The 13,165-nt window shown below is 64.3% G+C and carries 9 protein-coding genes and 1 tRNA gene; 5 read left to right on the forward strand and 5 right to left on the reverse strand.

Features of this window, described 5'->3' with window-relative positions:
* The first annotated feature begins 91 nt into the window (after positions 1-91).
* The 3 genes from AC0L2O_RS03870 (at position 92) to AC0L2O_RS03880 (ending at position 2,059) form a co-directional block, all read left to right on the forward strand.
* Entirely contained in the window at positions 92-778 is a 687-nt protein-coding gene (locus tag AC0L2O_RS03870) for a DNA-3-methyladenine glycosylase I (protein WP_473368771.1), read from the forward strand.
* A 42-nt stretch (positions 779-820) separates the two neighbouring features.
* The gene (locus AC0L2O_RS03875) at positions 821-1,549 is read left to right on the forward strand and encodes an SDR family oxidoreductase (protein ID WP_369720366.1); all 729 of its coding nucleotides are present in this window, start codon (positions 821-823) and stop codon (positions 1,547-1,549) included.
* A 216-nt stretch (positions 1,550-1,765) separates the two neighbouring features.
* The gene (locus tag AC0L2O_RS03880; RefSeq protein WP_369720367.1) at positions 1,766-2,059 is read left to right on the forward strand and encodes a hypothetical protein; all 294 of its coding nucleotides are present in this window, start codon (positions 1,766-1,768) and stop codon (positions 2,057-2,059) included.
* 305 nt (positions 2,060-2,364) lie between these two features.
* Here the strand turns inward: AC0L2O_RS03880 and AC0L2O_RS03885 are convergent, their stop codons facing one another.
* Positions 2,365-4,128 (reverse strand): winged helix-turn-helix domain-containing tetratricopeptide repeat protein, encoded by a 1,764-nt coding sequence (locus AC0L2O_RS03885; RefSeq protein WP_473368772.1) that lies wholly within the window; start codon positions 4,126-4,128, stop codon positions 2,365-2,367.
* Between the two features lie 245 nt (positions 4,129-4,373).
* On the opposite strand from AC0L2O_RS03885, the gene AC0L2O_RS03890 reads away from it, so the two are divergent.
* Together AC0L2O_RS03890 and AC0L2O_RS03895 are read left to right on the forward strand one after the other, a co-directional pair.
* Positions 4,374-5,861, forward strand: a complete 1,488-nt coding sequence (locus tag AC0L2O_RS03890) for an amidase (protein ID WP_473368955.1) — start codon at positions 4,374-4,376, stop codon at positions 5,859-5,861.
* A 388-nt stretch (positions 5,862-6,249) separates the two neighbouring features.
* Positions 6,250-6,609, forward strand: a complete 360-nt coding sequence (locus AC0L2O_RS03895; protein WP_473368773.1) for a hypothetical protein — start codon at positions 6,250-6,252, stop codon at positions 6,607-6,609.
* Here the strand turns inward: AC0L2O_RS03895 and AC0L2O_RS03900 are convergent.
* The 4 genes from AC0L2O_RS03900 to AC0L2O_RS03915 all read right to left on the reverse strand — a co-directional run bounded on the left by AC0L2O_RS03900 (position 6,580) and on the right by AC0L2O_RS03915 (position 12,939).
* A tRNA-Arg gene (locus AC0L2O_RS03900) sits at positions 6,580-6,656 on the reverse strand. The two genes, AC0L2O_RS03895 and AC0L2O_RS03900, sit on opposite strands and share 30 nt — an antisense overlap.
* Before the next feature lie 91 nt (positions 6,657-6,747).
* Entirely contained in the window at positions 6,748-7,791 is a 1,044-nt protein-coding gene (locus tag AC0L2O_RS03905; protein WP_473368774.1) for a sensor domain-containing diguanylate cyclase, read from the reverse strand.
* Between the two features lies 1 nt (position 7,792).
* The gene (locus tag AC0L2O_RS03910) at positions 7,793-10,906 is read right to left on the reverse strand and encodes a bifunctional diguanylate cyclase/phosphodiesterase (protein WP_473368775.1); all 3,114 of its coding nucleotides are present in this window, start codon (positions 10,904-10,906) and stop codon (positions 7,793-7,795) included.
* A 302-nt stretch (positions 10,907-11,208) separates the two neighbouring features.
* Positions 11,209-12,939, reverse strand: a complete 1,731-nt coding sequence (locus tag AC0L2O_RS03915) for a putative bifunctional diguanylate cyclase/phosphodiesterase (protein ID WP_409191409.1) — start codon at positions 12,937-12,939, stop codon at positions 11,209-11,211.
* Positions 12,940-13,165: the final 226 nt, after the last annotated feature.

Consider the following 13,165-nt stretch of genomic DNA (forward strand, 5'->3'; position numbering starts at 1 on the left):
GCGAACAAGCGACCGCAAGTGACGGTGCGTCGCAGGGCTGGACCGGATCGTCGAATTCTGATGTCGTGTCGCCTCTCAACGCAGTGACCGCATGACCTCGTTCAAGACCATTCGTGCCCGCGCCGAGAAGCGCAAGGGCGGGCCCAAGGCGCTGGACAGGCTGATGCCTGACAAGCCCGATCCGAAGCGGCTGGCGAAGCTCGGCGAGGATCGCATCCTCGCCGAGATGACCAGGCGGGTATTTTGCGCGGGCTTTGCCTGGAGCGTAATCGATACGAAATGGGACGGCTTTGAAGAGGCGTTCCTGGGCTTCGCACCTGCCAAGCTCAGCTTCCAACCGGAAGATTATTGGGAAGGGCTGCTGCGGGACACGCGCATCGTGCGCAACGCCGCCAAGATCATGTCGGTGCGCGACAATGCCGCCTTCGTGCAGGCGATCGCCAAGGAGCACGGCAGCTTCGGCAAGTTCCTGGCGAAGTGGCCGTCGTCCGACGAGATCGGGTTGCTCGATCTCCTGGTCAAGCGTGGCAGCCGGTTGGGCGGCAACACCGGTCAGATGCTGCTGCGCTTCCTCGGCTGGGACGGTTTCGTCACCTCCAGGGACGTCGTCGCGTGCCTGCGCGATGCCGGCCTCGATATCGCCGAAGAGGTGAAGTCCAAGGGGGATCTCGCCAAGGTGCAGGCGCAGTTCAACGCCTGGGCCAGGGAGACCGGCCTGCCCTACAGCCATCTGTCGCGCATCTGCGCGCTGTCCGTCGGCGAGGTCAGGCGCGAGTAAGGGTGTGCGGCGGGGTTGATATCACGCGATCGGGAGGAAGCTATGGCAGGCGAACTGGAAGGCAAAATTGCCGTCGTGACGGGGGCCGCGTCGGGCATCGGGTTGGCCAGCACCGAAGCGATGCTGGCCGCAGGCGCGCGCGTGGTGACGGTCGACCGCGACGCTGCTGCATTGGCGGCGCTTCGCGACAAGCACGGCGATGCCTTGATCCCGCTCGTGATCGATCTGCTCGACCCGGCTGATTGCGCCACGCTGCTGCCGCGGGTCCTCGAGCGAGCCGGCCGGCTCGACATCCTGCACGCCAATGCCGGCGCCTATGTCGGCGGCGACCTCGTCGATGCCGATCATGGCGCGATCGACAGGATGCTGAACCTGAACGTCAACGTCGTGATGAAGAACGTGCGCGACGCGCTTGCTCACATGATCGAACGACGGAGCGGCGACGTCATTGTCACGAGCTCGCTCGCCGCCCATTTCCCGACGCCTTGGGAGCCCGTCTACGCATCGTCCAAATGGGCGATCGACTGCTTCGTGCAGACGGTGCGGCGCCAGGTCTTCAAGCACGGCATCCGTGTCGGATCGATCTCGCCCGGCCCGGTCGTCACTGCGTTGCTCGCGGACTGGCCGGCCGAGAAGCTGAAGGAGGCGAGGGACTCCGGAAGCCTGCTGGAGGCCCGCGAGGTGGCCGAGGTCGTGATGTTCATGCTGACGCGGCCGCGCGGCATGACGATTCGCGACGTCGTCATGCTGCCGACCAACTTCGATCTCTAGGGCCTTGCTGGCGGCGCCAACGCCAATAATGTGCGAGATGTGGCGCTCGCGTGCCGTGAGTACGGCCGATGCAACTCACGATCACGAAATACATTCCGCAGGAACATTTGCGCCCAGCGCCCGTTCGGAAGCTTGAGCCAGACGCTCACAGGCGCAGGGAACTGCCGCCTTGGGCTCGACCGATCAAGCCCGACACGAACACAACGGAGCAAGCCCATGAAGCTGACATCCGCGCAGGTGAAGCAGACCGTCAATCAACTCGGCGCCCAGGTGCTCCCCGACGAGCATCCCGCCATGCCCCAGCTCAACAGCATGTTCGGCGAGCACACGTTCTTCGTCGACGAGAGCGGGCTCAAGGTGCTCGAGCCGACCCCGTCGCTCGGCGCCGAACGCGAGACCGGCGAGGTCGTCAGTCTCGCCGACTGGAGCGACACAGAGCTGACCCGCCTGATGGCGCACGAGCCCGAGCCAACCGGCGTGATCGTGGTGTTCGAGCAGATGAAGCATTGACGATTGGCGGTCATGGGGACGTCAGGGAGCTGATTGGGAAGATCACGCCACAAAGTGGCGCACCACGGCCGATGAAGATGGGCACTACTGCCTCGCCGTGACGCTATGATGCAGCGGCCGACCTAGCGCTCCAGTTGGCCAATCTGCGACAGCCTGCGATCTTGCGCTTCGCCTCACGGCCGGCCGCCTTCCCGATTTCGCAGGGCGGTCCGGTAACTTCCGTCGCGGCCCCCTCGATCAATCCGCGCGGTCGACGAGATGTGCCAGAAACAGGCCATCGCAGCCAAGGCAGGGGCTTGGGACCACTACTCCGGCAGTCCCGCCATCCTCAGACCTTCATAGAAGCGATTGCGCTCCTGCCAGAACGCGGCGTTACGCGAGGGTTCCGATGCTTTCAGGCTGCTGACCGTGTGGGCGGGAATGCGCTTCTGGTACTCGATCAGATTGTTCCTGGCTTGCTCACTGCGACCGTGCAGGGCATCGATCGCCGCCAGCCATTGCCAGGCAAAGCCATTTTGCGGACTACTGATCGTCGCCTGGCGCATGTGCGCGTAAGCTGCCTCGTCATGATGCAGGTGGAATTCGGCCATTCCCAGCGTGAAGTGGCCAAGGCTCACCTGTTCGGCATCGAGTGGATCAAGACGGAGCGATAGCATGACCGGCGCGGCTACCTCTTCCGGGCGGCCCTGTTGCAGCCTCAGAAAACCCAGCCGCTGCAGCGCCCGCGGCTGGTTCGGATAGAGTGACAGCACGCGTTGGATGGCCTGGTCTGCTTCGTCGATCCGACCTTGCGCGGATAACACCAGGCTTCGCACGTAGTTTGCGCGGGGATCGGTGGGTTGCAGCGCCAACGAACGCTCGATCGCTTGCGCGGCGAGCGCCGTCTGGGTGTCCGGCGCATTGCTCCAGCGCGTCAGCACCTCGGTGATGTGACTCAGGGCAAGTCCCGCCAGCGCAGAGGCGGAGCCGGGGTCTATCTGTAACGCCTGCTCGAACAGGGCGCGCGCCCGCTGCGGTTCTTCTCGCGTATGGATCCGCTTCAGCAGCCGCCAGCCCCGAAGCGTTGGATCGATACCGGCAAGCGTACGCCCGGCATACGGCCTGTCGAAGGGTGTCTCGGCCTCGTCAATGCGGACCTTCAGCTCGTTGGCGATGCGCGCCGTGATGTCTCGGCGCCAATTCCAGCCGCCTTGTTCAGCATAGTCGAACCGGCCCGACCACAACAACGCGCCGGTGGCACTCGCCTGCAGTTTCAGGGCGATCGAGACGGCTTCGCCTTGGCGCTGCAGGCTGCCACCCAAGACGTAGGTGACGTTCAACCGGCGGCCAACGCTCAGTGCATCGCTATCGGGATCGGCCAGCGAATTCCCCACGGGATATCCGATCACGAGGGTGTCGGGCAGGCGCGACACTTCGATCGTGAGATCTTCGGTCACGGCATCGGCGAGGTCCGCGGCGTTCTCACCGCCAACACCGACAAGCGGCAAAACCGTGATCGTGTTCTTGCTGACGAGGGCGCCGTTTTGTCCGCGATGCGGAAACCCGAACCAGAGCGCGCCGGCAAGCGAGGCAGTACATAAGATCGCGAATGCCGGCAGCCACGACAATGATTTGCGGGGGGACGGCACCCGGATCGAAGACCCGTGCGAGTCGCCGGGGCCCGCACCACGTTCGACCGTTCCATCGGCATGCGGCGTGTCGACAGGCGGCTCATTCAGCAAATAGCCACGGCGAGGCACGGTCTTGATCCGGCGTTGATCGCCGTCTCCAAGCGCGGCTCGCAGTTCGCTAATGCACTGAACCAGGGAATCGTCGGTTACCGCCACATCGGGCCAAACCGCTTCAATGAGCTCATCCTTGGTCAACAGCCGGCCGGGACGCCGGCCGAGATATACCAGCAGCGCAAAGCTCTTTGGCCGCAAGGTAACCACGGTGCCTCTGACACGCAATTCGCCGCGCTCCAGGTCGATGTCGAAATCGGCAAAGTGAAGAGCGCCGCGGGGAATCGGGGCCGGCTCGTCGCTACCAGCGACGCTCGGCTCGGTTTTCGTGCCAATTTCGGCGTTCATTCGGCACTCTTTCGGGTGTCGTCGCGTCAACGCGCCTAGGCTCAGCCATCGACGCAGAACGGCGGCGCGGCCGAGATCAACTAACCCCGATGCTAGTCCAAATCGAGGGTCGCGGGAATGGCGTGCCGCATCAGCTCGGAGGTGCCACCATGACAATGAACCGACGTTTCCTTCTGGGGGCAGCCGCCAGCACAGTCGCGACCATGACCGTGACCCCGCTCACCCCGGCTTTCAGCCAAAAGGCCATGCGCTCGTCCGCTTCCGAGCCAGGTCTGGACTATGCCAATGTAAGCGAGTTGCGGGCCCTGCTTGACGCACGCAGGATATCCGCAACCGAGCTGTTCGAGCACGCGATTGGCCGGATCGAGGCCCTCGATTCCCGCATCAATGCGGTGGTCGTGCGAGACTTCGACCGCGCGAAGGCGGCTGCGCGCGAAGCCGATGCCGCGCTCGCCCGCGGCGAACGCCGGCCATTGCTCGGAATACCGATGACGGTCAAGGAAGCCTTCAATGTCGGAGGCTTGCCGACCACTTGGGGCTTGCCGATGGGCCGCGGCTGGCGGGCCACTGAAGACGCGGTTGCAGTCGCCCGCCTCAAGGCAGCAGGAGCAGTGATCCTGGGCAAGACCAATCTTGCCATCGCAATCGCGGACTGGCAAAGCTTCAATCCGATTTACGGCACGACCAACAATCCCTGGGATCTCACGCGCACGCCTGGCGGCTCATCCGGCGGCGCGGCGGCCGCGCTGGCTGCCGGATATGTGCCGTTGGAGCTCGGCTCAGATTTCAGCGGTTCGCTGCGGGTGCCGGCGCATTTGTGTGGCGTCTTCGGCCACAAGCCGACGTCCAACCTCGTGCCGCAGCGCGGTCACGCGCCGCCCCGTTCACCTGCACTGGCAACCGACCTGACCAGCGGCCTTGGCGTTTGCGGACCGATGGCCCGCACCGCCGCCGATCTTTCGACCATGCTCGACGTGATCGCCAGTCCAGACGAATACGAGGCGCGCGCTTACCATCTCGCGCTTCCCGCGCCGCGGCACGAAGCGCTACGGGACTTCCGCGTTCTTGTGCTGGATAGTCATCCTCTGTTGCCGGTTGCAAGTGAGATACGGGCCGCACTCGATCAACTCGCCGGACGGCTGGCCGCGACCGGCGCGAAGGTCGCGCGGTCCAGTCCGCTCGTCCCGGATCTCGCAGAGTCTGCTCGCCTGCATACCCGAATGGTGCGCAATTTTGCCGCGTTCGGCCAGCCTCCCGAATTCTTCGCGAAGGTCCGAGAGAGCGTCGCGGCGCTGAAGCCGGATGACGACAGCCTGAAGGCTTGGCGAACACGCGGGCCACTGCTTAGTCACCACCAGTGGATGGCCGCGGAAATCGCGCGGGCCCGCCTGCGCCAGCAATGGGCCGGTCTGTTCCGGGAATTCGACGTGGTTCTCTGTCCGCCGTTTTCCGTGACCGCGTTCCCGCACGACCAAACGCCGGATATGGAGGATCGAACGATCGATATCGACGGCGAGACTCACCCCTATCCATCGCTGATTGTCTGGGCGACGGTCGCAACCCCTCCGGGCCTGCCCGCGACGGTGATGCCGGTAGGCCGTTCGAAGGCAGGGCTTCCCATTGGCGCGCAGATCATCGGCCCTTTGTTCGAGGACCGCACCCCGCTTGCCTTCGCCCAACTGCTCGAAAGCGCGTACGGGGGATTTGTGAGGCCACCCGAAATCTCGCTTTAGCGACGAAGGAGAACGCGCGCCGAGCTTTCTGGAATGGCGCGCCGCCGCCGAGACCGCGCGGCTGATCCTCCGGCTGGCACGCGCCCGAGGCCGAGGTGATCGAGATAGCCGTACCGACCATCATCGAGGCGGCGGAGTTCGAGGCCGTGCAGACGATGCTCAAGACGCGCGGCCCGGCAACAAGCGCCGCGGGTCGTCAGTGGACCGACGCTCCTTACCGGCATCTGCTTTGCGCCGCTTGCGGCGGAGTCTGTCGCGTGTGCTCGACCGCCGTGAGGAGCGATCCAAGGACCGCGCAACTCACATCGCCGAACTGCGCAAGCGAGCAACCGAAGCGGACGCCAAACTCAAGCGGCTCTAGGACGCGATCGAAAACGGAATCGCTGATGTGTCCGATCCGATGTTCAAGGAGCGTGTGACCGAGCTGAAGGCCATCCGCGACCAGGCCCGCGCCCACGCAGAGCGGGCCAAAGGCGCGCTCGATCGGGCCAAGCATCACACCGCAGGCGCTGAAATCATTCGTCAGGACGCGCGCAAGCGTATGCGGACCGAGTCGGGCGGCTACCGCCGCGACCATCTCCGCGCGCTGGCACAACGCGTCGAGGTGGACGCGAAAGAAGTTCGCATCATGGGGACGAAAAGCGTGCTCCTGCGTGCGCTTGTCGCAGCTTGCGAGCGCAAAAACGGCAGGTTTGGAGTGCCCAGTTTTGTACCGAACTGGCGCACCCGACACGATTCGAACGTGTGACCTTTGCCTTCGGAGGGCAACGCTCTATCCAGCTGAGCTACGGGTGCAACGAGGGTTCATTTAGCCGATCGGCGCGGGGCGGGCAACCGGTCTGGCCGGATGCGCGAACAATAAGCCAAAGCGCGATATTGTCGCGCTTTAGGCCGATTTGCGCGCGGCCGGACCCGGAACCTGCTCGCTGTCCCGGCCAAGACCGGTGAATTCGGCCAGCATCCGCTCGGCGCAGATGACGCGGTTGCGGCCGAGCCGTTTGGCCGCATAGAGCGCCTGATCGGCTGAACCGAGCAGGTGGTCGGGGCCGCCGTCGGCTTCGCCGGGGATGTGGCAGGCGACGCCGACACTGAGGGTGACGTGGTCGCCGGCCCCGATGGCGCCATGGGTGATCCTCAAGGCCATGACGGCGCAGCGGATCTCCTCGGCGATGGCGCAGGCCTCGTCGCAACTCATCTCGGGCAGGATCAGCGCAAATTCCTCGCCGCCATAGCGGCTGGCAAGGTCGAGGGGACGCGCGGCATGCCTGCTGACGACGGCGGCAACCGCCCGCAGGCACTCGTCGCCGGGCTGGTGACCGTGCTGGTCGTTGAACAGCTTGAAATGATCGACATCGACGAACAGCAGAGCCATGGGCTTTTGCGTCCGCTGGGCGCGGGCCCATTCGGTCATCAGCATCTGGTCGAACGCGCGGCGGTTCGACAGCCCGGTCAGTCCGTCCTTGGTGGCGAGCTCCTTCAGCGCCATCTCGGCGCGCTTCTGGTCGGTGAGGTCGCGCAGCGTCTCGACCACCGCGATCAGATTGCCGGCCTCGTCATGGATCGGGCCGGCGTCGATCGCGAGGTAGAGCTGGCTGCCGAGCTTCGGCATCACGCACCAGTTCTCCGCGCTGAAGCCGAGCCCGTTGTGGCCGCGTGCGGCATATTCCGAATAGAACTCCGGCAGCTGCTCGGGGCGATCGAGCGCGACGAGGTCGGCGAGGCAGGGGCGCTTGGTCTCGTAGAAGGCCTGCCAATGCTTCGTGGTGCCGAGCACCTCGGAGGCGGCAACGCCGGTCAGCCGCTCGCAGGCTCTGTTCCAGATCACGACGCGGCGTTTCGGGTCGATCACGAAGGTCGGCACCACCAGGTGCTGCATCAGCCGCACCGCGTAGGAGTCCGCGACGTCGATGGTCTTGTCCAGCTTCGGCATGTCAGGCCACCGCCGCTACGGGGATGCCATCGCCCGGGCCGAACAGCTTCCGCACCTCGGCGGCCGGTTTTGCGGCGCTGAACAGGTAGCCCTGCATCTCCGTGCAGCCGAGCGCGCGCAGCATCTCGCGTTGCGCTTCGGTCTCGACGCCTTCGGCAACCGTGGTCATGTTGCTGGCCGCGGCGATGTTCACCACTGCTTGCACGATGACGGGCGCGCCGCCGGCGTCCGCGATGTCGGCGACGAAGCAGCGGTCGATCTTGATCTTGTCGAACGGGAAGCGCTTGAGATAGCTCAGCGAGGAATAGCCGGTACCGAAATCGTCGAGCGCGATGCGCACGCCGATGGCGCGGAGCTGGTGCAGGATCGAGAGCGCCGCCTCGTCGTCGCGGATCAATACGGCCTCGGTGATCTCGAGCTCCAGCCGCCGCGGGTCCAGGCCCGAACTGGCGAGCGCGCCTGCGATCTTCAGCGCCAGCGTGTCGCATTTGAGCTGGACCGGCGAGACGTTGACCGCGAGCCGCACCTGCGCCGGCCAGGTCGCGGCCTCGTTGCAGGCGGTGCGCAGCACCCAGTCGCCGAGCTCGTTGATCAGGCCGGTGTCCTCGGCGACCGGAATGAATTCGGCCGGCGAGATCATGCCGCGTTCGGGATGGCGCCAGCGCAGCAGCGCCTCGCAGCCGGAGACGGTGTTGGTGCGCAGATCGACCAGCGGCTGGTAGTGGATCTCGAAGCCTCCATCCACCATGGCCTGACGCAGATCCTGCTCCATGGTCAGGCGCGCCTTCGCGCTCGCGTCCATCGCGGGCACGAAGAAGCGATAGGTGCGGCGTCCGCCCGCCTTGGCGCCATACATCGCAAGGTCGGCGTTCTTGATGAGCTGATCGAGATCGGTGCCGTCCTGTGGCGCCAGCGCGATCCCGATGCTGACGTCGGTCGAGAGCTGGTGACCGAGACAGTGATAGGGCCGGCGGATCGCCTCGTGGATCCGGGTCACGAATGACAGCACCTCGGTAGAGGATTCGACTTTGGTCTGGATGACCGCGAATTCATCGCCGCCGAGTCGCGCGATTAGGTCGCCCGGCTTGAGGCAGGCGCGGATGCGGCCCGCGATCGCCTTCAAGAGCTCGTCGCCGACATGGTGGCCGAGCGAATCGTTGATGCCCTTGAACTCGTCGACGTCGATATAGAGCAGCGCGAACTCCTCGCCGCCGGCGACTTTTGCCAGCTCCCGTTCGATCTGTTCGCGGAATAGCGTACGGTTCGGCAAGTCGGTCAGCGCATCATAGTGCGCCATATGCGCGATCTTCTCGTCGGCCTTTCGCCGTTCCGTGACATCCTCGATGACATTGATGATGTAGCGCGGCTCGCCGGCCTGATCGCGGATGCCGATGCGCTTCGAGATGGTATAGCGCTGACCTTCGGTCCTGGTCTTCCAGGTTTGCTCCTTGAGCGTCAGTCGATCGGGCGATTGCAACAGGGCGTCATCATCGCGAGCGACGATCTCGGCATCCGGTTTGGACAGGATATCGTCGGCCGTCTTTCCTACCATCGTTTCGTTCGAATTCCCCAAGGCGTCCTCGGCAATCCGATTGACCAGGAGATATTGCCGCGTGCGGGCGTCCTTCACGGTGATCTGCGAGGGGATGTGGTCGATGATCTCCCGCAGGAACGTGTAGTTGCGGTCGCGCTCCTGCTCCAGGTTACGCCGTTCGGTGATCTCTTCGATGGTGGCAACCCATCCGCCCTGCGCGAGCGGGGTGTTGATGACCTGGAAGGCGCGGCCGTTCGGCAGCTCGTGCAGCCTTGTGGAGACCGTGCCTTCGGCCACGACCCTCATGACGTCGGCGCAAAACGCCTTGACGTCGCCAGCGAATGCCCCGCGCTCCTTGCGGTGATGCATCGCCTCAAGAATGTGGCAGCCGGGCTTGATGACGTCGCTGGACAGGCCGAACATGTCGGCATAGCGGCGGTTGCAGGTGACGATGTATCCGGCGGCGTCGTACAGGATCAGCCCCTGCGACATGTTGTTCAGGGCCGTATCGAGCCGCTGCCGCTCCGATTCGATCCGCGCTTGCGTATCCCGGTTCTGCCGGCTGATCTGGCGGATGATCAGCCAGAGAATGAGCGCGATGATCGTGGCCGAGACCGTGGCGGCGGTCACCATGAGCCTGGTCTGCTCGCGCCAGTCCGCCAGCGCCATATCAATGGTGTTGGTCGCCATGATCAGAATTGGAAAATGCGCCAGCTGGGCCCCTGCGCCGAGCCGCCCTACGCCATCGATCGGGCTGTTCTCGATCCGCACTGTCTGCCGGCCACCTTTGGCAACGATCGCTTGCAGCAACGGTCCGTTGGCGTAGCTCCTGCCGATCAACGCGTCCGCCCGCGGGTGACGCGCCAGCATGGTGCCGTCGCGATCGAGCAGCGAGATCGCCGCGCCCTTTCCGAGCGCGACGGACGAGAAGAACTTCTGGTAACTTTCGGGATCGATCCGGCGCACCATGATGCCGAGCAGTTCGCCCGCCGGGTTCGTCAGCCGGTGTGCGACCACGGTGGTCCATTTGCCGATCAGAAAGCTGCGCACGGTCTCCAGCAGCACCGGCCCGGACTGGGGGTCGGACCTGAAGGTTTGAAAATAAGCGCGGGACGAGATATTGATCTTCGGCAGCGGTTCGTTTCGCGACCAGTTGATGATGTCGCCGTTGGCGTCGTAGATCGCGATGTCCCCGAGATAATTCACGGCGCTGATCTTGTTCGTGAGCATGCGACGCGCTTCTGCGCTCGACATGCGCTCGTGGAACATCTCGGGCGAGGTGATCTCCGGCAGGTTCATTTGCGCGATCACATCGGCGGCGACGGCCTCGGAATCTTCGAATTGCTGGTCGAAATGCCGGGTCAGCAGCAGGACTGTGTTTTCCAGCTCGCGCTCGCTATTGACGAGCGCGTGCTCGCGAAACTCACCGACGGTCACGACGGTCGCGGCAAAGATACCGGCGACCAGCAAGGCGCCGCTCAAGGTCAGCCACAGCACGGGGCCACGCCGCGCGGCTGCGTCCCAGCCGTTCTTGGCGGCTAGGGACATTCTGGCTGTAATCCCTGCAAAGACCTGGCGCATTCCCCCCTCCCTGGAGCGACAGGAATACACCGCACAAATGGCGCAAAGCTTAGGAAAGCCAGTTACCTAAGCATTAATCCCGCACGCTGTGGGGCCCCTGTGCAGCGACGCCTGAAATACGTCGCGCCTGCACAGCGTTCGTGACGAACGCTGCGCCGCATCATGAATAGCCGCCTAATGCGAGGCGCGCTTGTCGCCGCCGCCGTTGCGCAGCCGCCCGACCACGCCGGTCGGGAAGAAATAGACGGTTCTCGCGGATCGCCTTCAGCACGCGCCCGAGGTGACCCGAGCGAGGAGGGCGGTTACCGCCGGTAGCCGTGTGCGCGCGAATAGCCCTGCCGGTTCTGCTGTATCGGGCGGCTGGCGACGCTGACCCGCGCCTCGCTGGAAACGGGCGCGGCGAGCTTCAGCTCTTCCAGGAAAATCGGCCGGGCGAAATAATAGCCCTGCGCATAACGGATCTTGGTTGCGGCCTGGAGGTAGGCGAGCTCCTCGTAGGATTCGATGCCCTCGGCGATCACGGTCATGCCGAGCGCCTCGCTCAGCGACTCGATCGCGCGCAAGATGCCCTGGTTGCGCGGGCGCTTATGGATATCGCAGATGAAGGAGCGGTCGATCTTGATTTCGTCGGCGGTGATGTCGGCGAGCGCCGAGAGCGAGGAATAGCCGGTGCCGAAATCGTCAATGGAGATGCCGACCCCGAGCTTGCGGAACATCGGCAGGATTTCCGCCTGGAAGTGGTTCTTGGCGACGAAGGCGTCCTCGGTCACCTCGATCATGAAACGCTGGGGAAAGCCGGTGTCTTCGAGCGCCTGTGCAAACGTACGCATGAATTCCGGGTTGCCGGCCTGCTTGGCGGCGACGTTGATGCTGATGGTCGCTTCGACACCAAAGGTGTCGTTGATTGGGTCGATCGACTTGACGATCTCGGCGAGCACGAGGTGGGTGAGCTCGTCGATTAGCCCGAGCTCGACCGCAAGATTGATGAAAGAGCCGGGAGCCTGGATGACGCCTTCGTCGTCGCGCAGGCGCACCAGCGCCTCGACGCCCTTCACGGCCTGGGTCCTGATGTCGACCTTGGACTGGAACGCGCAACAGAAGCGTTTTTCGAGAATGGCGAGCCGCAGCGACTGTTCGATCTTCATCCGCGCCAGCGCCTCGCGCTCCATGCCGGAATCGAAGAAGGCCGCCGAACCCTTGCCGTTGTTCTTGATGCGGTACATCGCGATGTCGGCGTTCTGGCGCAGCGTCTCGAAGCTGCGGCCATGGTCGGGATAAAGGCTGACGCCGACGGAGGTGGAGGCGAAGACCTCCGAATTGTCGATGAAGAACGGCGCGGTCAGGCGTTCCAGCGTCGATTGCATGAATTCGGCAACTTGCTCCTGGCTCTGGATCGGCGAGATCAGCAGCAGGAATTCGTCGCCGGAGATGCGCGACAGCATGTCGGATTCGCGCAGATCCCGCGCCAAGCGCTTGGAGAGCTCGACCAGCAGCGCATCGCCGACCGTATGGCCGTAATAGTCGTTGATGTGCTTGAAATTGTCGACGTCGAGGAAGGCCAGTGCGAACCGCTCGCCGTCGCGTGCCAGCAGGCCGCTGGCGCGATGTTCGATCACGCGCCGCGATGGCAGCCCGGTCAGCTCGTCGAAATAGGCGGAGCGGAACAGCTGGTCCTCGAAATTCTTCTGCTCGGTGATGTCTGCGGAGGTCGAGATCAGCAGATCGCGGCCGGCGAGGCGGACCGGACGGTGGGTGGTGAGCAGCACCTGGCGCGTGGGGCCGTCGTGGAGCGCCTCCTCGGTGACGACAGCCTGGCCCGCCTTGAGCGCCCGCTGACAGGCATCGCGTCGCTGCGCGAGATCGGGCGACGGACAGCGGCCGTCCATGCCGAGCTGGCTCGCCGCGGTGTCGTTGATCAGAAGAAGCTCGCCCTGCGCGTCCTGCACGGTCAGGCCGGTCGGCAGCAATTTAACGATGTCCTTGAGGAATGCGAGTTCAGCCTCGCTCGCGCCGGAATATTTGCTGTCGTTCATAGAATTCATGAATCTTGTTGTTTCAGCGCGCTTTTTGCAATGGACGCGATGTTGCGCGGTTCCCTCTTAGCTTTGGTTAAGGGGTCCGAAGAAATACGGGGGTGTTGTGCCGCAATGCGAGGCGCGCCACCGATCGTCATTAACAGAGGGTCAACGGCGCCTGGGAAAGCGTAAGCGAGGCGCGCGGTTCTCTTTTGGTTGAATCGATGCGAGCCGTAGTCGACAC

This window comes from Bradyrhizobium sp. Kon10 (assembly GCF_055807395.1).